We start from the raw sequence: 21,208 nt of genomic DNA on the forward strand, positions 1-21,208 counted from the left end.
GCAACCATATGTATGTAATTGTGAAACAAAACCACACCCGCAGCACTCGAGCATTCCTCACCCATAGTGGGGCAGCTCACAATTTCTGCACGTACTTCGCCCTAATTTAAAACGTGTAATTTCATCAACTCTGCGTCGTCTAAAACCAGCCACCTGCGACGGCCGAGTATCAGTCAATAGATCCAATAGATGAAGGGTGGGAAAAGAGGCAGGGGCAGTAAAATCAGATCTCGTGACTAGTGCGAGCAAAGTAGCAGACAAAGATCCGGCAATCCGATGGCAGGAGCTGGCCGACGCCGTACGCCACCATCGTCAGGCGTACTACTACGGCAGCGCGGAAATCTCGGACGCGGACTTCGATGCCCTACTGCGAGAATTACAGCAATTGGAGGCTGAACACCCCGAAGCTGTGACAGGCACATCCCCCACGCAGGAGGTGGCTCCAGCACCGCCCGATAGTTCTCCCTTCCGCAATGTCGACCACCGTGATCGGATGCTGAGCCTGGACAACGTCTTCGATAGCGAGCAACTCACAGCATGGCTCGCACGCACGCCCGCAAGCACCTACCTCACAGAGCTCAAGATCGATGGGGCATCCATCAACCTTCTCTATGTCAAAGGCAAACTGGAACTTGCTCTCACCCGCGGCGACGGCACCACAGGCGAGGACATTACTCACAACGCACGTACCCTGAACGATATCCCCGACGAGCTTCATGCCACCGACGAGTTTCCAGTTCCTGATTTGGTAGAGATCCGGGGGGAAGTCTATATCTCCGTCGATGACTTTGCGGCGATGAACGCACAACGTCAAGCAGAAAAAAAGAAACTATTTGCAAATCCCCGCAACGCTGCAGCAGGTGCTATGCGCCAGAAAAATGCCGAAGATACCGCACAAAGGCCGCTCCGCCTGATTTGCCACGGCATTGGTGCACGGGAGGGCTTCGAGGTGCACAGCCAACACGAGGCCTACACAGCAATCAAGGCGTGGGGTCTACCTGTCAGTCCGTACACCACACAGGTACATTCGGCCGAAGAAGTGCTCAAGCAAGTGACGTACTGGGGTGAGCACCGCCACGATGCTGCCCATGAAATGGACGGTCTTGTCATTAAAGTTGATTCACTGGATGAACAGCTGAGAATTGGCACTACCAGCAGAGCACCGAAGTGGGCCATCGCTTATAAATACCCTCCAGAAGAGGCGATGACCCGCTTACGCAATATCCGCGTGGGAATCGGTCGCACCGGCCGCGCCACCCCCTATGCGGTGATGGAACCAAAATACGTGGCAGGTTCCACGGTGTCGATGGCGACCCTGCATAACCCTTCCGAGGCACATCGCAAGGGGATCCGCTTGGGCGATGACATCATGATCCGCAAGGCCGGCGAGGTTATTCCAGAAGTTTTAGGCCCCGTAGAGGATAAGCGAACCGGCGATGAGCGGGAATACCTCTATCCCACGTTATGTCCCGAATGTGGCACTGCCCTCGCCCCGTCTAAAGAGGACGATGCGGACTGGCGCTGCCCTAACAACCGGTTCTGCCCAGGTCAGTTGCACACTCGCTTGACCTATTTGGCGGGGCGCGGCGCTTTCGACATCGATGCTCTCGGCGAAAAAGCTGCCTATGATCTCATCCACTCTGGGGTTCTCGACGACGAGTCTGGACTGTTCGCCCTCACCGCGTCGGATCTGGAACGCACCACGGCCTACACATCTCAAACCAGCGCCACCGAACGCAAGAAAAATCCCGATAAACTGCGCAAACTCAATAAAGCCGGGCGCACTCTGCTAGAGAAACTAGAAGACGCCAAACAGGTGGATCTATGGCGCGTGATCGTTGCCCTTTCAATCCGCCACGCTGGTCCGACAGCGGCGAAAGCATTGGCTAAGCACTTTGGCTCTGTCGAAGCAATCAAGGATGCGTCAACCGAGGAAATGGCGGCGATCGACGGAGTGGGACCTATCATCGCTCAATCGGTGGCAGATTGGTTTGCCGTGGACTGGCACCGCGCGATCATTGAGGCCTGGCAGTCCGCCGGGGTGCGTATGGAGGTTCCTAGTTCCGACGCCACCACTGATTATCCCGCCGGTACCGAACAGCCCGCGGTGGATGCCGAATTACTGGCAGGTCTCGTCATCGTTGTCACCGGCACACTGGAAAACTTCGACCGTACGGGAGCGAAAGAAGCCATCGAAGACCGCGGTGGCAAGGCAACCGGCAGCGTGTCTAAGAAAACTGATTTTCTCGTCGCTGGTGACAAGGCAGGATCCAAGCTAACGAAGGCTATGGATCTCGGTGTGCCGGTGTTGAACGAGGAAGGCTTCCAACGGCTTCTCGCACACGGTGCAGCTGCTGTTCGCTAGGTGAGCGATGCCTTCCCGGTTGCTGGTTCTACGCCGGGATTGATCTAGCTGATCCGGCAGGCTTTCACCCCGACAAGGGGTCCAAGCCGGTGGCGGTTATTTGCTACTAGGCGGTAGATCGCAGCGAACAAAGGCGACAACGGGGGACACGTCAACACATAGCCTGCAGCCTTTAACGGTGGAGAGGCGCCGTAATCAATGAGACAGTGCCCGATCGCTCTATGCCCCAGCATGATTACCCGCTCAGCGTCTCGAGTTGTCACCACGCCAGTATTCGCATTGGCATCGACGTGGTCATCTACCGAACGCACGTACACCGCGTACTTGCTTATGTGCTGAGCTACGTCGGGTGGCGTACGTGAATGCTCTCCTGCCCACGCCGGCTTCACTGCGAGCTCGTCTTCAGTCAACGCGTCGAGTTTTTCAGCACTCCATTGACACAAACCGCAATCGCCATCGAAGAAAAACGTCGAAGTCACACTGTACATGGTTTTCAGCATGCCACATGGCATATCCTTCACGAGCTCATCTCTACTCATGACGCCTAGTTGTTCCACAACATGGAGGCAGCAGTTCGTGCAACAGCAGCAGCACAACTAGCGTTCTCTGCCGAACGCACACCTTCTGGAACAGTGATGTCCACGCAGTGCGGTAAGAGATCTGCAGGGAAAGTCCACTGCGACCAATAGCGCATCAGTATCTTTGCCATCGCGTTTGCTGCCTGCTCAATTTCTAGTGCTGTCCTCGCCGTCAGCGCCGAAGCTGGCAATGCCACCCCGATTCCCCGAGTAATTTCAGGTTCCCCAGCGCCAGATCCTCCCCCAGTAGTTGTCTCTCCGGCACCGAGTGCCCCGCCTACGAGAGCACCAATCGCATCAGTCACAGGTGTAGATTCACCCAATTGAGCCAGTGGAAGTTCCACCTTGTGCCACCCGCTGGCGTATAGCCCGCTGTCCATACTGGACGTAGGTTCTTTCCCAAGCAATGCGGGTGGGAGGGCACCATCACAGGTCAACACCAACGGAGTATTCACCTGCTGCGCGAAACGTCTCCATACTCCCATGATGATTTCAGGGTCCACGGGGTCAAGTGGGTCGAATTGCGTCGCCCCAGGAAGCCCCTCCATCACGGCGTCGAGGTGTGGTTCATGCATAGTAACCGTCACTTCTGCGCCGATCGCTGCCGCCACGCGCCTGACGTACTCACGAAGAGCCTCCCCAAGCGTCAGCGCCATATCCTTAAAAGCTGGGCGATCGGACATCACCGCATGTCCCCGATACTCAATTTGCGCCCCCATACTCCACGGGCCCAACACGTGCACCATCAGCCGTTCCACACGCCCCGGCAGAAGTTCCTCGGATACATCCCACACCTCACGCAGGTAACCAGCTGTGCGTCGTGATTCCAAGCTCGGATGAAGGGTTAGTTCCCAACCTCGCGGCGTGGTACGCAAGGGAATGCCAGCCAAGGACGCCGTTGTTGCAGCCAAATCCTTCCCTACGCCACCGGTCACCCGCACCAAGCTGAGTGCAGGAGCAATACCGCAGTCCTCATCCACGTCGATCGTACGATTCAGTGCGCTCAGAACAGCCGCACGCAGGTCTGTATGGGTCGTGACAGTATTTTCCCACCATCCCAAGCGGGTCATAGGCTAGCTCTCCTGAGCCAACCACGGCGTGGTGGCGCGTATGGTGCCGGAGCCCAGCAAAATATCGCCGGCCTCGTCCGGTTGGTACACCACCGCAGCCTGTCCACGAGCCACACCTTCCAGGGGTTCGAGCAGCTCAAGTTCTAAGCGCCACGGTGCTTCATCATTTTTCTTTTCGCGCCCAGCGGGAGTCACTGGCTCTGGGTCATCAACCAGGCGCGCAATCGCCGGAACAACTCCCCCATGGGCACGTACCTGAACCTCACAGCGGAATTCGCGACCATGTGTGGCAGGGTTAAGACGCTTCAGACGATCCGCAACAATACCGCCGATACGCAGATCATCGCGCTTACCGATGGTGACTGTGCCCGTTGCGGCGTCAATATCAGTCACGTAGCGCGGTTGCCCATCCAGCCCCTCACGCGGCAAACCGAGTCCTTTACGCTGGCCGATAGTAAACCCGTACACGCCGTCATGCTCAGCCACAGTCGTACCATCCTGATCCCTCATAATGCCTGGGCGCAATCCAATCTTCTTCCCCAAAAAAGCCTGTGTGCGACCATCCGGGATGAAGCAAATGTCATGGGAATCGGGTTTGGAAGCCACACCGAATCCGTGCGACTTTGCCTCCTGACGAATCTCAGGTTTCACGGTATCGCCCACCGGGAACATGCAATGAGCCAACTGTTCATCAGTCAGAACGCCCAGCACATAAGACTGATCCTTGTTGGCATCCACACCCCTGCGCATCACCCCATCGTGTAGACGCGCGTAATGTCCGGTTACCACAGCGTCAAAGCCCAGAGCGATAGAGCGTTCGAGTAGGGCCTCAAACTTGATCTTCTCATTGCAGCGCAAGCATGGATTAGGAGTCTCACCGATCGCATAAGAATCCACAAAATCGTCAATGACATCCTCGGCGAAGCGGTCGGAGAAATCCCACACATAAAAGGGGATGCCAAGCTTGTCAGCCACACGGCGGGCATCGGCGGAATCTTCCAGCGAACAGCAACCACGCGATCCAGCACGCACTGCTTCAGGGGATCGAGATAGGGCAAGATGCACGCCGATGACCTCGTGCCCGGCTTCCAACGCGCGGGCGGCCGCCACCGCCGAGTCCACTCCTCCACTCATTGCTGCTACAACTCGCATGAAATGCACCCTACTCGGGCATGGGGGTTCTATGCCATTCCATATTTCCCGCTGCGACATGGCAGACACACCAAACTATTCCCATACCTGCAGCCCTACAAGGCGTTACCAAGCACTGATTTATGCTTGTATCTGCAGCTCTGCTACGCCATGCCTGCAGCTCGAGCCTGCTCTACAACACGCGGCAGGATAGTTGAGAGGTACTCCACCTGTTCGTCTGTAATGTCTGCGCCAATGGTCAGCCGCAGTGCACCGCGGGCAACCTCTGCTGGCACGCCCATGGCGGTAAGTACATGGCTGGCGCGATTGACCCCCGCGCTGCACGCCGAACCTGTGGACGCGTCCACACCCGCTGAGTCCAACAGCATAATGAGGCAGTCTCCTTCCGCTCCGGGAAAACTCATATGAAGATGCCCGGGGAGCGTCTGCTCACAGGCTGTGTCTTCGGGCGTCCAGATACGTGCATCATCAATAGTGTGCACCACACGTCGCAGCTGTTCTCTCGCTGCGCGCAGGGTCGCGGCCGCCTCCTCCATCTCATCTATAGCCGACGCCAAAGCCGCCGCACACCCCACAGCTCCCTGGACGTTGACGGTTCCCGACCGCACAGAGCGCTCTTGGCCACCACCACGCACAGGGCTGAGTATGTGTGCGTCCCGACGAGCGAGGAGGATTCCGGTGGACTTTGGCCCACCGAATTTGTGCGCGCTCGCAGCCAGAGTGGAAGCACCTAACTCATGAAAGTCCACCGGAATGTGCCCAACTGCCTGGACAGCGTCCGTGTGAAAAGGGATGCCGCATTCGCGAGCGAAGCTTGCCAGCTCGCGAACGGGCTGAATCACTCCTGTCTCATTGTTAGCCCACATACAGGTGAGCAGGGCTATATCTCCCGGCTCAACACCGTCCACAGGAGATGCGACGCTCGACGTTCGAGATACTTCCGCTGGCTGGGCGGTTCCACTTAGTGCGCCACCGCCGTGCGAGGTGTCATCACCGAACGCTCCAATCCATTGCTGGGCAAGGACGCGGCCGGTGGCGTCGACGGGAAGAGAACAACGCTGGAAACCAAATCCCACCACTCCAGAGGTAAGCCAATCGACGGTCTCCATAACCGCCGGGTGCTCGATGTTCGAGCTAGCGATGACGGTGGCGCCGCGGCTGACCTTCGAGCCGTACGCAAGACCTTGAACTGCGATGTTATCGGCTTCCGTGCCGGAACCGGTAAAGATCACTTCCGCAGAATCAGCTCCAAGGAGAGCTGCGACGTGTTCACGAGCATCCTCGAGAACACGGCGAGCCTCCCGACCCGAGGCGTACTGCCCCGCGGGGTTGAGTAGGTCGGCAGCGTGAGCCATGGCTTCCTGAGCTTCGGGACGGAGAGGTTGGGAAGCGGCATTATCGACGTACAGGCGCGGGCTCATTGGCTCCAGTGTAGTGGCTGGAGCCTAGTACTGGAACTAGTACCCGGTGTATTGCCTCACCGCTGCGTTCACTCCGCGTACGGCATTCCTTAGCTCTCAGTTACCCCGGCCGGACTTGCAGTCTGTGATGGCAGACAAGCTCGGTACCTATGTGGCACATCTTCCTCTTTTAGAAAATAGGGAGCATATAAGTGGGTCGTCATTCCCCTTCTGAAGCGCTCCTGAACAAGACCACATCCATCTTTCGCCGTGTAGGTATCAAACACGCGAAAGCCGGTGCCACCCCCATCGAAACGGGAGGTCAGCACCGGCATGTGCTCGGAGTGACGGCGCCCTCGCTGGCTTCGAAAAGCCTACAACCAGTCTGAATGCTAGCCAACCCTAGCGAGGGCTACGGGTCGGCCTGCCCAATTGAGAAAGGCAGGCCTAACCACACCGCCGCCTCTTACTTGCGGTTCTTTAGTTCCTCGGTTGCCTGCGGTGCAACATTGAACAGGTCACCCACCACACCGAAATCAGCGATCTCGAAAATGGAAGCCTCTTCATCCTTGTTTACAGCAACGATGGTCTTGGAAGTCTGCATACCAGCCTTGTGCTGGATAGCGCCAGAAATGCCCAGTGCAATGTACAGGTTTGGAGAAACGGTGACACCAGTCTGACCGACCTGGAACTTACCTGGGTAGTAATCGGCATCAACTGCGGCACGGGAGGCACCAACAGCAGCTCCCAATACGTCAGCCAATGGCTCAACAGTGGTGGAGAAGCCTTCGGCACCTCCCACGCCGCGGCCACCAGAAACGACGATCTTTGCCTCGGTCAGCTCAGGACGGTCACCCTGCTCTGCAGGAGCGAAAGAGGTGATGGTGACAGAGGTTGGACCAGGTGCTGGCAGCTCCACTGCTTGGACGTTACCTGCAGCGGCCTCAGGAGCCGGGTCAACGGAGCCCGGACGCAGAGAGAATACAGGGGATGCGCCAGCAGCGGTGGCAGTTACGGTGTACTCGCCACCGAAGATGCCGATCTGAGCGTTGCGGTCCGCATCGATGGAGGATGCATCGTAGATGACACCGGAGGCCACGCGAGCACCGGTGCGGCCAGCAATCTCGTTACCGGTAGCGGTGGCGGAAACCAGCACTGGAACCTGCAGATGGGCAGCAAGCCCGGACAGAGCATCCACGGATGGGGTGACCAGCAGGTTATCTGTGTGGTCAGCCTCTGCAGCGTAAATGGTCTCAGCACCAGCCGCAGCCAAGTCGCTCTGAAGCTTCTCAGCGGTGCCAGGGGCACCGACGACAACAGCGCCTACGGTGCCGAATACGCGAGCAGCAGTGATCAGTTCGAGGGTGGTGTTCTTCAGTTCACCCTCAACATGGTCGACCAGAACCAAAACGTTGGTCATGAGGTTTACCTCTCTAGATTGTGTGAGTTGTTGTTATTCAGGGGTGAACTGGTTTAGACCAGCTTTTCCTTAACCAGGAACTCCACCAGCTTCTTGCCACCATCGCCTTCGTCAGTGATGATCTCACCGGCAGACTTAGGTGGCTTCGGGGTGGATGCAGACACGGAGGTAGTGGCGTTAGCCAGCCCGACGTTCGCGGGATCCACACCGATATCGGAGAGGGACAGTTCCTTAATGGTCTTCTTCTTTGCAGCCATGATGCCCTTGAACGCCGCAAAGCGTGGGGTATTGGCCTTCTCAGTCACAGAGACGATAGCTGGGGTCGGAGCCTCCAGACCGAACTTGCCTTCGTCGGTCACACGCTCGCCCGTGACTTTGCCGCCCTCAACAGACAGGGACTCCATGTGAGTCAGTGCTGGGATCTGACGGTATTCAGAAAGCAATCCAGGGATGGAGCCAGCGCCACCATCAGTGGAAGCGTTACCGGCGATAATCAGTTCGATGTCCTCGATCTGGTTCAGAGCATTGGAGAGGGTCCATGCGGTACCCAGCGCGTCGGAACCAGCTAGAGCGTCATCGGTGACGAGGATCGCCTCATCGCAGCCCAGGGACAGAGCCTTACGCAGCGCCTCGGTTGCACGCTCTGGACCGACGGACAGCACGATCACATTACGAGAACCGTCTGCTTCCTTCAGCTGCAGCGCAGCTTCCACTGCGTTTTCGTTAATTTCATCCAGAACCGCATCTGCACTCTCGCGATCCAGGGTGAAGTCATCGTCCTTAAGCTTGCGCTCGGAGTAGGTGTCCGGCACCTGCTTGACCAGAACAACGATGTTCGACATTCGTTGGCCTTTCCTGCTTGGGTTAAGTGATTCCTCGACCACTTTACAGGTGTTGAGGTGACCACTGCCACAACTAGCCCGTATTTTTATAGAACTTTTTCTACAGAGCAGTGCAGATGAACGCCATAGCAGAGTCTTCGATTCGCGTAATGACTACAGACCAGCCGGTCCCTTCCTTCTTCCCGCCTTTATCCCCCTTGAGCTTGAGTTTCTTGCGGAGCTGATCTGGATCTACATCCACTCCCCTGACTAGGATCTCCAACCGAACAGCCTTGCGCGCGGTCAGTGCAGCTTTCAACTTCTTCAATGGCACCGCTTCCTCAACGCGAAAAGCACGCACTCCTGCAGCTCTGATGTCCTCGCTGTGCCCGTCGCCCGGCAGTGATTCCCCCGTCAAATAAGCAATACGCGGATCCAATTGCCACCAGCCGTGTCGATGCGCCAAGTGACGCACCAGCCCCGCGCGTACTATGGCGCCATCTGGATCGAAGATATAGCGACCAGCAGGTCCGGCAGCGGCGGCGTCATCAGATTCATAAGGAAGGGTGGAAGACAAAACGAGGCATGTTTTTCCACGCAGTACCACCGCACGCCGCACCAGCTGCCCGCTGGGCTCGGCTTGGAGCCCTGGAGTGTATACACAGGCCTCCTTTACCTCTCCGTCTACACTCACCACGTCCACCTGCCCCGCCCACTGGCTCAAGACCGTAAAATCGATACCCGGTGCGCATTTGACTGCCAATTCTCGTCCTTTATGTGCGGCAATCAATTCCGGCAGTGGCGGCATGAGGTCCGTAATTCTATGAATCCGCCCGGAGCTACCACGTCGAGCCGGATCGGCTATGACCACGGGAGCATCAACGACCGGACGCAGCGCATCAGCACGCACTACGGCGCACTCAGGCACGTTGTGAGAAGCCATCCGCACGCGAGATTCATCTAAATCCGCGCCAACAGCGTGAATACCGGCCTGATGAAGGTGCGCCAGCTCCGTTCCAATACTGCATGTCACATCCGCCACCCACTCCACCCCAAGATCTTCCAGATTCTTTGACCGAAACCGTGCTACTGGGCTCGGGGTAGCTTGCTGTGCACTCGGGCTATCGACCAACCACTGTGCAGCGCTGTCAATTTTTCTCGACGCCACCCGTCTCGACCGCGTCAGTTCCACCAAACTCCGTGCATGTTGTCCAAAAAGTTTCTGCAGGGCGGTGAGATCTTTCAACTCGGACGCTGCGCTAAGCTCCAAATCGGCCGCATATGTCACGGCCTGATCATTGGACAGCAGAAAGTCCAATTCCTCACGGGAATAGGGCATGGCGATCCTTCATGGCATTTTTCTGGGGAGACGGTGCGAGAAGCCGTTTGAGCTTCTCACACCGTCAAATGTACGTGGGTCGATATGTGTTCGCGCGTGCTCTTACTGAGTCTCATCACTTCAAGGTAGGCTCACCGCATCAGAAGCGGGGCTCAGTACTGCGAGGGGGCTATGGCGATGGAGGGTTACTACTTCGGATGGGGTCTTACTACTGCAAATAAGACCCGGGCCGGTTCTCGAAAGGATGCTCCGGCAATTTTTCAGGCGGCACAGCAAACTTCATCCCCGGCGCGAAATGCCGACGCGGCGCGCCGAACATCTTGGTTTCCATCAGGTAATACTCAGCCATGTACGGCGCATCCACCGGCTCTTCTAAGACAGGATCCACGGAGAGATTGGAGGAAAAATCCATGACCTCCTGGACGTCTCGGAACGTGTCTAAAAGCTTGAGTTGAGCCCAGGTGGGTGGCATGAGGTTAATCTTGCGGCTACGCCACCCATCCAGCAGCGTGTTGGGACGGAACCAGCCAGTAGAGGTGGCTTCACGTGTGTCGCCACGCGTCAGCTGCCCCTCCGGTAGTGCGGCAACAAAGAAGGCCGTGTCATAACGGATAGGTTGTTCCTTCGGCGTCACCCAATTGGCCCACGGGCGCAGAAGATCAGCACGTAAAACAAGACCGTTGTTATTCATGAAGTCTGAAAAAGCCAGCTGATGGTTCTCCAGCTGTTTGCGCTGTTCCTGGTAGGGGGCGGTATCTGCCACGACGGTGCCATCAACGGTTCCGGCCAAGAGGGTTCCGGACTCTTCAAAAGTCTCACGCACGGCAGCACATACCAGCGCCCGCGCCATAGATTCATCCTTTGCCAGCCGTTCAGACCACCAAGCAACACTTGGACCCTGCCATTGCAGATCCGGCGATTCATGTCCGTCTTGGTCTACATCTCCAGGCATATCGCGCGAGTCCACCCCACCCCCGGGGAAGACAGTCATCTCAGCACAAAAAGCCATGGTGGAGGCACGTTCCTGAACATAGACTTCGGGACCGGAGAGCGTATCACGCAACAGGATCACGGTAGATGCATGCCGTGGCTTGGTAGGCCCCAAGCGATCGCTGTCCTGCTGTGCAGTCACTGGCGTTCTCCCTTTTCATTCACGTGCGCAGTTCTCACTAATTCTCTCTTGGTTGTTCTATCACGGACATGAAGTATCCGCGACTACCGAGCAACGGCTGTCATGTACCCCACCTAGAAATATCTACCGAGCAACGGCTGCCGTACTGCCAGCCGAGGAATAGCTCTGGGAAGAGTGGCTCTAGGAACGGCTACGATGTGCCCCGCCTCTGCGGGAGCGACGCGCAAACCACCGACCGTCGTTATATGTCACGTCGATGGGCTGATGGAAAGCCTTCGTAAGATTCCCTGAGGTCATTACATCCTCCAGTACTCCCTGTGCTACCACTACCCCTTCGTCAAGCAGCATGCCGTGGGTAAAACCGGGCGGGATCTCTTCCACATGGTGGGTAATCATCACGATAGCTGGGGAATCAGGATCATCGGCCAGCTCACTCAACAATTCGATGAGGTCTTCCCGGCCCCCCAGATCCAACCCTGCGCCTGGCTCATCGAGAAGCAAAAGTTCCGGGTCGGTCATCATCGCCCGAGCAATGAGAGTTCGCTTACGCTCACCTTCACTGAGCGTGCCCCACTCCTGGTCGGCCAAATGGTAGGCACCTACCCGTTCTAGGATCTCAACGGCTCGCTCGTAGTCCATCTCGTCGTACTCTTCACGCCAACGCCCCATCACGTCGTAGCCTGCAGAGATGACGATGTCGGAGACTTTTTCATCGTTGGGGATGCGCTGAGCCATAGCGGACGAGGACATACCTATAGCCGTGCGGATTTCGCGTAAATCCACTGTGCCCATGGTCTCCCCTACCAATGTCACCGTTCCTGTAGTGGGGAACATCTGGGCTGCGGCCAGGCGCATCAGCGTGGTTTTGCCCGCGCCATTTGGACCTATGATGATCCAACGCTCATCAAGCTCTACCTGCCAATCCATGGGTGCTAAGATCTCCCGACCTCCGCGTACAACGGAAACACCCTGCATATCAATAATGAGATCCTCCGCCACGGCGGGAGCGGTGGCGGGAGCAGAAATTATGGGGCTAGTGGAATGTGTCACGCCTTCCATCGTGCCCCAGATTGCTCCGTCATGGGGGGAGGCTGCTCCGTTGACTGCATAAACCTACAGGCACATTTAGTCTTGTAGTAGCATTGCGCACCAACCACGAGGAGCTATACCCATGATCGGCCGTCTCGGTATCGATAACGTCTCTCCATCTATCGCTGAAGGCACAGTCCCGGCAAAGGCCGTTGTAGGCCAAGTATTCCCCGTCTCTGCCACTGTCTGGAGAGAGGGTCACGACGCCATATCTGCCACCCTTGTAGTCCGCCGTCCTGCCGGAGCCGAAGGCGGTCGCGCAAAGATCACAATGACCCCCGAGGCCGGTGAACGCGGAAATCCCGATATCCGTCACGCCTTTTTCGTCCCCGACGTGCCGGGACTGTGGACCTTCCGGGTGGATGCGTGGAGCGACCCCGCCGCCACATGGTTTAACGCCATCACCAAAAAATTCGACGCCGGGCAAGACGCCGAAATGATGGCCAACGACCTCGAGGTGGGGGCACGGCTGTTTGAACGAGCCGCAGATAAGGTTTCCCGACGCCACAAGCCCCTCATGAAAGAAGTGATTGCAGTCCTGCGCGATGAATCTCTTCCGCTTGCGGAACGCATCGCACCGGCTCATCGTCCTGAGGTTGAGGAAGCCCTCAACCATCGCCCCATCAGAGACCTGCTGACCCGTGGCGTGGAACACCAGGTACTCGTAGAGCCACTCGAATCGGGGTTCGGCTCGTGGTATGAATTCTTCCCGCGTTCCACAGGAGGCTGGGACGACGAGGGGCGGCCGGTTCACGGCACGTTTGCGTCGGCTGAAAAAGACCTCCCCCGCATCGCGGCGATGGGATTCGATACCATCTACCTTCCACCCATCCACCCCATCGGAAAAATCAACCGCAAGGGGCGCAACAACACACTGACCCCTACCAAAGACGATGTCGGCTCTCCATGGGCGATCGGTTCCGTCGACGGCGGCCACGAAGCAATACACCCTGAACTCGGAACCGTCAAAGACTTTGCTCACTTTGTCACAACGGCCAAAAACAACGGTCTGCGCGTAGCGCTCGACCTCGCTCTCCAATGCGCACCAGACCACCCCTGGGCCTCAGCCCATCCGGAATGGTTCACCGTACTCCCCGATGGAACTATCGCCTACGCAGAAAACCCACCGAAGAAATATCAAGACATCTACCCCCTCAATTTCGACAACGACCCAGAGGGGCTCTACCAAGAAGTCCTCGATATCGTTCGTCTATGGATCAGCCGCGGAGTGAGGGTATTCCGAGTAGATAATCCCCACACCAAACCCACCAACTTCTGGCACTGGCTTATCCACGAAATCCACCGCACCGACCCGGACGTCATCTTCCTCGCCGAGGCCTTTACTCGCCCGCCTCGCCTCTACGGGCTTGCTAAAGCCGGTTTCACACAGTCCTATAGCTATTTCACGTGGAAAACCAGCAAAGAAGAACTGGAGGAATTCGGCTCAGACATCGCCACTGGAGCAGATGTCTTCCGCCCCAACCTTTTCGTCAACACTCCAGACATCCTGCATGAGTCCCTGCAGACCGGAGGCCGAGCAATGTTCGCCATCCGCGCCGCCCTTGCCTCCACTATGTCCCCGTTGTGGGGCATGTACTCCGGCTTCGAACTCTTCGAACACCTCCCGGTTCACGAGGGATCGGAAGAATACCTAGACTCTGAAAAATACGAGCTACGCCCGCGCGACTACGCCCGAGCCGCTGCGAACGGCGACTCTTTGGAGCCGTGGATCACCGCTTTGAATAAGTGGCGTAATGACAACCCCGCACTCCAACAACAGCGCAACCTCCACTTCCATCAAACCAGCAACGACAAACTACTTGCCTACTCACGTGTCGACACCATCACGGGTAACGTCATTTTTGTCGTGGTAAACCTGGACTCCACACATGTCCAAGAAGGCACCGTGAGCATCGACTTCGAGGCTGTCGGTCTGGCACCGCGCGCGGGGTTTGACGATACGTTGGGCGTTAACGAGCACTATGAGGTTCTGGATCTGCCTACCAACCAGATCTTCGCCTGGTCTAAGGAAAACTACGTCCGCCTCGACCCACACTTCCAAGTGGCGCACATCCTGCGTTTTCCGGACGTGCCGAAGTCTCGCCGAGCTCCTCTGTCCTTCAGGGGTGGAAAGACGGAAGAATACGATCCACGCGGTTAGAAATTTGGGTCTAGGCTGGACACTATGACGGATTCACACGCCATATTGCTAGACCCATTCGACCGAGCTCGTCTACAGCAGTGCAGGCACTACGCCCCGCACGATGTGCTCGGTCACCATCTTGTTGAGACAGCCAACGGCCCGCGAGCAGTATTTCGCACTGTACAGTGTGGCGCTAGCGGTGTATCCGTCGTGGTCGGCGATAACACGCTGCCCATGCACAACATCGGCGACGACATCTTCGAATTGCTCACCGATTCGACCGAGCGCTACGAATCCTATTCTTATGAAGTGACCTGGGGAGAGCATACCGCTCGTATCGACGACCCCTACGCTTCGCTGCCCACAGTGGGAGAATTGGATCTCCATCTCATCGGCGAAGGTCGCCACGAGCGCCTCTGGGAAGCCCTGGGGGCGCGTGAACTGACCGATCACGAAGGCAATCCCACCGGGGTGGCATTTTCCGTCTGGGCTCCGCACGCGGCTGGAGTAGCTGTCATAGCAGACTTCAATGGATGGAACCCGCGCCAGCACCCTATGCGTTGCCTCGGCTCGACCGGTATTTGGGAGCTCTATATCCCCGGTGTCGGTGCTGGCTCCCACTATAAGTTCTCTATTACGACCGGCGACGGCAACCGTTTAGACAAAGCTGATCCCATGGCACGCCTTGCCGAACAAGCACCGGCGACAGCCTCCATCGTTGTGGGAGCCGACACATATCAGTGGAACGATGCGCAATGGATCGAGCATCGAGCATCACAGGACTTCCGCCATGAACCGATGAGCATCTACGAGGTACACCTCGGCAGCTGGCGTAAGGGGCTGAGCTATAAAGACATGGCCACAGAACTCGTCAGCTACGTCAAAGACAAGGGATATACGCACGTTGAACTCATGGGAGTCTCCGAGCATCCCTTCGAACCGTCATGGGGCTACCAAGTCACCAGCTACTATGCCCCCAATAACCGCTTCGGCACACCGGATGATTTCCGCGCGCTCATCGATGCATTCCATGCAGAGAGTATCGGCGTAATCATGGACTGGGTTCCCGGCCACTTTCCACGCGATGAGTGGGCTCTAGCCCGCTTTGACGGCCAGGCCTGCTACGAGCACCCAGATCCGCGCCGGGGTGATCAACCTGACTGGGGCACTCACGTCTTCGACTTTGGCCGCAATGAAGTGAAAAATTTCCTTGTCGCTAATGCCCTGTACTGGTGCCGTGAGTTCCATATCGACGGCCTGCGGGTCGACGCTGTGGCCTCCATGCTCTACCTGGATTATTCCCGCAAAGAGGGTGAATGGCTGCCGAACATCTATGGTGGCCGCGAGAATCTTGACGCCGTGAGCTTCCTTCAGGAGATGAACGCGACGGTACAGCGCGATGTTCCGGGTGTGCTTACCATCGCCGAAGAATCCACCTCCTGGCCGGGTGTTACCAAACCAACTCATGAAAACGGTCTGGGTTTCAGCCTCAAATGGAACATGGGCTGGATGCACGACACCCTCGAATACATTCAGAGAGACCCGATACATCGCTCACACCATCATGGCGAAATTACATTCTCTATGGTGTATGCCTACTCTGAGAACTATGTGCTGCCGATTAGCCATGACGAGGTAGTTCATGGCAAAGGCACTCTATGGTCTCGTATGCCCGCTAGTTCCTCGTGGGACAGGGCGGCCATGGTACGCGGACTCTTGGCCTACATGTGGTCTCACCCCGGTAAGAAACTGCTTTTCCAAGGCCAGGAGTTCGGTCAAGTTCAGGAGTGGAACGAGGGACGAGGCGTGGACTGGGGGGATCAAGACGGTTGGGAAGGCGAATACCACCGGGGCATCTCAGCGTTGTCTACCACGCTCAATGAGCTCTACACTTCGCTGCCGGCTCTCGGGAACAATGACCATGATCCCGACGGCTTCAGCTGGATTGCAGCCGACGATTCGCACAACAATGTTCTGTCCTATCTACGCCGCAGTGTAGACGGAACGCAGCTTGTCGCATGCGTGGTGAATTTCTCAGGCTCCACACACAGCAACTATCGCATCGGGCTTCCTTTTGAAGGCACATGGCGGGAAGTGCTCAACACCGATGACGGACAGTATGAAGGAGCGGATCGGGCAACGGGTGATCTTCTTGCTTCAGGCCCTGGTGCGCACGGTTTTGCAACAAGCGCTGTGCTAGAGATACCGGCGCACTCTGCCCGCTTCTTCCTACTCGAGCCCTGAGGGATTCTCGCTCGGGGACTCGGGACTCCCATTCAATCTCTAAGACACCCGCTCGAGCCATGAGAGGTGCTCACGCGTAAAATCGGGGCTCTGCTTGTTTGCGCACAAGGCGAGATATTGCACGGCATTAGAAAAGGCGGAACTCACTGTCATCGGTGCCGCGCATCGCCGCATAGTCGAGCGTGACACAGCGAAAACCCCGATCCTCCGCGAGGGTTCTAGCTTGTGGCTTGATCTCCTGTGCAGCAAACACACCAGAGACAGGAGCCAATAATTCATCGCGGTTGAGCAGTTCCACATAGCGAGTTAGCTGTTCGACGCCATCAATCCCACCACGGCGCTTGATTTCCACTGCGACGGTGCCGCCATCAGCATCTCGGGACAAAATATCCACGGGACCAATGGGCGTTGGATATTCTCTGCTTACCAAACTAAATCCCTCCCCCAAAAGCTCGATCTGCTCCGCCAAAAGCTCCTGTAAATGGGCTTCCACACCATCTTTTTGCAATCCAGGGTCTTCTCCCAAGTCATGGGAGGAATCGGAGTGGATGTCATAAATCCGGATGCGCAGCTGTTCGGCAGTCTTGTTGGACACGATCCATAGCTGTTTCACCCTCGGATCGTCGAACTCGGGATGCGTAGTTGCGTCGAGTAAAGGATCCTCGGCGTTGCCTGTCGAGGAGGGCAACAGCTCTGTCAGAGTACACGGGGAAGTCATCCAATTCAGCGGCTTATAAGCACGGTCATCTGCGTGAATCGATACGGAGCCGTCGGCCTTGACCATGATGAGACGATCAGCCTCCGGCAAATGAGCTTCCAACCGACCCAAATAATCGACGCTACAGCGAGCAATGACAAGACGCATTGCTACAGAATAGCGCGGATAGAGCTATATCACCTCACCAAGGTGGGGCAGATAAGGAAACAAACTATTTAGATAGGACGTGGATTGTTATATGCAGAGTTCCGGTCACGACGGGCCGACGGCCCAGATTCCAGCCATGCGACGAGAGCTGTATCCCCTTGAGCATCCAAAGCCATCTCATAACGCTTACCACGGTGTGCAATCTCCACCGCATGCAAGTTAGCCTCCAAGAATTTGCGCTCAAAATGAGATATCTCCCGGCGACCGATAATCTCGGTGCCCAGTCGGGTGAACCTTAAATCACACTGAGGACGCAGACTCCGGAGTTGATAGAACCGTGCAGAAGTGCCTGCATACAACAAAACCCCGTGACGCCAATGCCTACCATCCTGGTTCGGAAGACTTCGGACGACCACGGGATACCCCTGGGAACGCAGATTCAAAAAGCGCCACAGCGCAGCACAACACGCGATGAGTACTATCGCGACAAGAATGAACATCAACGTCTTCATTAGGTGCCACGCCTCTACCGTCAAAGTGGAAACACTATAAAAACAACATACGCCGCCCCTACAGATAAGCCAATTGGCGGCAAAACAATAACATGGCAAAACCCCCGCAGGGAGGTAGCCGGCCTTTCACGGACAGCTCTCCCATACAGGGGTTGCAAGGTGTGAATGTACCTCCTGACCCAGGCCTCAGGTGAGACCCAGGTGCCAGGAACTACTTCTCCTGAAGTCGCTTCACAGCGCGCAACTCGGACTCGGCAGCTTGCTTCTCCTCGTCGGAATCAGCATTCTGCATGCGCTTTTCCGCCTCTGCTGTATCGACCTCATCGGCCCATACAGCGGAGTCAGCCAAGATGGTGATCTTCTCAGAAGATACGGAGAGGAAACCGCCCTTCACGGACGCCACCTTCTTTTCACCGTCGCTTGTCCGAATGACCACAACGCCGTTCTCGACCAGTTGGCCGAGCAGAGGCTCGTGACCGGGGAGCACGCCGATCTCGCCTTCAGTCGTCTGAGCAGTCACGGACGTTGCAGTACCAGACCACAGCGCGCGTTCCACAGCGACCAATTGAGCGGCAATCTCAGCCATGTGCGACTCCCCTTACTTCTCGTTGAGCTTCTTGTACGCAGCCTCAACGTCGTCCAGACCACCCAGGCCGTTGAAAGCCTGCTCTGGGTAGTGGTCGAACTCACCGTTGCAGATGCGCTCGAAAGCATCGATGGTGTCCTTCAGAGGAACGTAGGAGCCTGGGATACCGGTGAACTTCTCCGCGACGAAGAAGTTCTGTCCCAGGAAGCGCTCCAAGCGACGTGCACGCTGCACGGTCACCTTGTCCTCTTCGGACAATTCGTCCATACCGAGGATGGCGATGATGTCCTGGAGTTCCTTGTTCTTCTGCAGGATGTGGATCACGCGCTGAGCAACCTCGTAGTGACGCTCACCCACGATGCCTGGCTCGAGGATACGAGAGGTGGAGGTCAGCGGGTTAACTGCTGGGTAAATACCCTTCGAGGCGATACCACGGTCAAGCTCGGTGGTTGCGTCCAAGTGAGCGAATGTGGTTGCCGGTGCCGGGTCGGTGTAGTCATCGGCCGGCACGTAAACAGCCTGCAAGGAGGTGATTGACTTGCCCTTGGTAGAGGTAATGCGCTCCTGCAGAACACCCATCTCATCAGCCAGGGTTGGCTGGTAACCCACTGCGGACGGCATACGACCCAGCAGAGTGGATACCTCAGAACCAGCCTGGGTGAAGCGGAAGATGTTGTCGATGAACAGAAGCACGTCCTGACCCTGAACATCGCGGAAATACTCCGCCATAGTCAGGCCGGACAGAGCCACACGCATACGAACTCCTGGTGGCTCATCCATCTGTCCGAACACCAATGCGGTGTCCTGAAGCACGCCCATTTCCTCCATTTCGAGGAACAGGTCGGTGCCCTCACGGGTACGCTCGCCCACACCGGCGAACACGGAGGTACCGGAGAACTCGCGAGCAATACGGGTGATCATTTCCTGGATAAGCACGGTCTTACCCACGCCGGCACCACCGAACAGGCCGATCTTGCCGCCCTTCACGTAAGGGGTCAGCAGGTCGATAACCTTAATGCCGGTTTCGAGGATCTCGGTCTTACCCTCCAGCTGATCGAATGCTGGTGGTTCGCGGTGGATACCCCACTGCTCGCCATCACGGCCCAAACCTGGCTCGTCGATGCAGTCACCCAGTGCGTTGAACACGTGGCCCTTCACAACGTCGCCCACTGGGACGGAAATTGGCTTGCCGGAATCCTTCACCTCCGCGCCGCGGACGAGGCCGTCGGTCGGTGCCATGGACACGGCACGAACGAGGTTGTCACCGAGGTGCTGCGCTACCTCAAGGGTGATGGTCTTAGCCACTGCTTCGAGGGTTACCTCGACAGTCAGGGCGTTAAACAGAGCCGGCTGCTGGCCGCGTGGGAATTCCACGTCGACAACCGGGCCGATGACTCGCACGACGCGGCCCGCAGCAGTCGGCGCAGCGTTTTGCTGCTCCTGAATTGCTGTAGTCATATTTAGTCACTTTCTCCGCTATCGCCGAGTGCGGATGCGCCACCGACGATCTCTGTGATTTCCTGGGTAATCTGGGCCTGACGAGCCTGGTTAGCAACGCGTGAAAGCTGCTTTACCAGATCCGTTGCGTTGTCCGTTGCCGCACTCATAGCGGTACGACGTGCAGCAGACTCAGACGCAGCAGCCTCGAGCATCGCGGCAAAGATGCCACGGGAGACATACTGCGGCAGCAGTGCGTCAAGCAGTGTGTCCGGGTCCGGCTCGAACTCATATTCAGCGCCGACATGCTCGGCCTTATCGGAGACCAAGTCATCGCCCAGTTCGAACTTCTCTTCCTCCACGCGCATCTCAATAGGCAACATACGGTGCGCACGCGCCTTCTGGGTCAGCATGGATTCAAACTCGGTGTAAACAATGTGCACTTCGTCGAAGCCCTTGACACCTTCGCCCTCTGGAGCATTGACGCCGTCGCGCCATTTTGCAGTGCCCTCGGAGCCGGCGACAAAGCCGTCGATCAGGTGATGACGCAGGTTGTGGGTCGCGTCAAAATCTGGATCCTGGGAGAAACCAGTCCACGAGCCGCCGAGGCTCTGGTTACGGAAGTTGTAGTAACCAACGCCCTTGCTGCCTGCGACGTACAAGACAACTTCCTTGCCTTCGTTCTGCAGTTTCTTCCGCAGTTCCGCAGTCGTCTTGAACACGTTGTTGTTGTAGCCACCGCACATACCACGGTCACTCGAGACCACGAGGATTGCGGCACGCTGGGCATTCTCAGGCTCCTGCAGCATCTTGTTCTGCAGACTTGATGCTGAGGCCAGACGCTGAATCACGTGAGTGATTTCATCAGCGTATGGCTGAGAAGCTGCCACGCGAGCTTGCGCCTTCGTGATCCTCGAGGTGGCGATCAGCTCCTGAGCTTTGGTGATCTTCTTCGTTGAGTTCACGGATTTAATGCGTGTCCTCAGTTCGCGAAGACTAGCCATCGCTATCGCCTCCCTTCTTGTCCGTTAATGGTCATAGTGGTCACGATCCTG

17 protein-coding genes are annotated in these 21,208 nt (G+C 57.0%); 3 read left to right on the forward strand and 14 right to left on the reverse strand.

What is annotated here, in order from left to right; genetic code table 11:
• The first annotated feature begins 232 nt into the window (after positions 1-232).
• Positions 233-2,365, forward strand: coding sequence for an NAD-dependent DNA ligase LigA (gene ligA / locus GP473_RS05955; protein ID WP_186276695.1), 2,133 nt, complete (start codon positions 233-235; stop codon positions 2,363-2,365).
• A gap of 44 nt (positions 2,366-2,409) precedes the next feature.
• Here ligA and GP473_RS05960 read toward each other — a convergent pair whose 3' ends face one another.
• From GP473_RS05960 to GP473_RS06000, 9 genes are all read right to left on the reverse strand, one after another.
• Positions 2,410-2,904, reverse strand: coding sequence for a DCC1-like thiol-disulfide oxidoreductase family protein (locus GP473_RS05960; protein WP_186276696.1), 495 nt, complete (start codon positions 2,902-2,904; stop codon positions 2,410-2,412).
• Between the two features lie 5 nt (positions 2,905-2,909).
• Positions 2,910-4,013 (reverse strand): uroporphyrinogen decarboxylase/cobalamine-independent methonine synthase family protein, encoded by a 1,104-nt coding sequence (locus GP473_RS05965; protein WP_186276697.1) that lies wholly within the window; start codon positions 4,011-4,013, stop codon positions 2,910-2,912.
• A 3-nt stretch (positions 4,014-4,016) separates the two neighbouring features.
• A complete protein-coding gene (gene mnmA, locus GP473_RS05970) occupies positions 4,017-5,165 on the reverse strand; it encodes a tRNA 2-thiouridine(34) synthase MnmA (protein ID WP_186276698.1) in 1,149 nt (382 codons plus the stop codon).
• 143 nt (positions 5,166-5,308) lie between these two features.
• Positions 5,309-6,586 (reverse strand): cysteine desulfurase family protein, encoded by a 1,278-nt coding sequence (locus GP473_RS05975; protein ID WP_186276699.1) that lies wholly within the window; start codon positions 6,584-6,586, stop codon positions 5,309-5,311.
• A 445-nt stretch (positions 6,587-7,031) separates the two neighbouring features.
• Positions 7,032-7,985: an electron transfer flavoprotein subunit alpha/FixB family protein gene (locus GP473_RS05980; protein WP_186276700.1), complete on the reverse strand. Its 954-nt coding sequence runs from the start codon at positions 7,983-7,985 to the stop codon at positions 7,032-7,034.
• 53 nt (positions 7,986-8,038) lie between these two features.
• On the reverse strand, positions 8,039-8,827 hold the full coding sequence (locus GP473_RS05985) for an electron transfer flavoprotein subunit beta/FixA family protein (RefSeq protein WP_185770022.1): 789 nt from the start codon (positions 8,825-8,827) through the stop codon (positions 8,039-8,041).
• Positions 8,828-8,927: 100 nt separating this feature from the next.
• Entirely contained in the window at positions 8,928-10,145 is a 1,218-nt protein-coding gene (locus GP473_RS05990; RefSeq protein ID WP_186276701.1) for a THUMP-like domain-containing protein, read from the reverse strand.
• Between the two features lie 208 nt (positions 10,146-10,353).
• Positions 10,354-11,277: an NUDIX hydrolase gene (locus GP473_RS05995; RefSeq protein ID WP_246394710.1), complete on the reverse strand. Its 924-nt coding sequence runs from the start codon at positions 11,275-11,277 to the stop codon at positions 10,354-10,356.
• A gap of 180 nt (positions 11,278-11,457) precedes the next feature.
• A complete protein-coding gene (locus GP473_RS06000) occupies positions 11,458-12,252 on the reverse strand; it encodes an ABC transporter ATP-binding protein (protein WP_425488600.1) in 795 nt (264 codons plus the stop codon).
• Between the two features lie 196 nt (positions 12,253-12,448).
• Here GP473_RS06000 and GP473_RS06005 point away from each other — a divergent pair, with 196 nt between their 5' ends.
• Complete coding sequence (locus tag GP473_RS06005; RefSeq protein ID WP_186276703.1) at positions 12,449-14,527, forward strand: alpha-1,4-glucan--maltose-1-phosphate maltosyltransferase; 2,079 nt, start codon at positions 12,449-12,451, stop codon at positions 14,525-14,527.
• A gap of 24 nt (positions 14,528-14,551) precedes the next feature.
• On the forward strand, positions 14,552-16,753 hold the full coding sequence (gene glgB, locus GP473_RS06010; RefSeq protein WP_186276704.1) for a 1,4-alpha-glucan branching protein GlgB: 2,202 nt from the start codon (positions 14,552-14,554) through the stop codon (positions 16,751-16,753).
• Between the two features lie 127 nt (positions 16,754-16,880).
• Here the strand turns inward: glgB and nucS are convergent, their stop codons facing one another.
• From nucS to GP473_RS06035, 5 genes are all read right to left on the reverse strand, one after another.
• Entirely contained in the window at positions 16,881-17,618 is a 738-nt protein-coding gene (gene nucS, locus GP473_RS06015; RefSeq protein WP_186276705.1) for an endonuclease NucS, read from the reverse strand.
• Between the two features lie 68 nt (positions 17,619-17,686).
• Complete coding sequence (locus tag GP473_RS06020) at positions 17,687-18,130, reverse strand: DUF2550 domain-containing protein (protein WP_186276706.1); 444 nt, start codon at positions 18,128-18,130, stop codon at positions 17,687-17,689.
• A 211-nt stretch (positions 18,131-18,341) separates the two neighbouring features.
• Positions 18,342-18,716, reverse strand: coding sequence for a F0F1 ATP synthase subunit epsilon (locus GP473_RS06025; RefSeq protein WP_186276707.1), 375 nt, complete (start codon positions 18,714-18,716; stop codon positions 18,342-18,344).
• Positions 18,717-18,728: 12 nt separating this feature from the next.
• Positions 18,729-20,174 (reverse strand): F0F1 ATP synthase subunit beta, encoded by a 1,446-nt coding sequence (gene atpD, locus GP473_RS06030; protein WP_185770029.1) that lies wholly within the window; start codon positions 20,172-20,174, stop codon positions 18,729-18,731.
• A gap of 2 nt (positions 20,175-20,176) precedes the next feature.
• Positions 20,177-21,157 carry a F0F1 ATP synthase subunit gamma gene (locus GP473_RS06035; RefSeq protein ID WP_186276708.1) on the reverse strand — a complete coding sequence of 327 codons (981 nt, stop codon included), beginning with the start codon at positions 21,155-21,157 and terminating at the stop codon, positions 20,177-20,179.
• Positions 21,158-21,208: the final 51 nt, after the last annotated feature.

The organism is Corynebacterium anserum (assembly GCF_014262665.1).
Taxonomy (GTDB): Bacteria; Actinomycetota; Actinomycetes; order Mycobacteriales; family Mycobacteriaceae; genus Corynebacterium; species Corynebacterium anserum.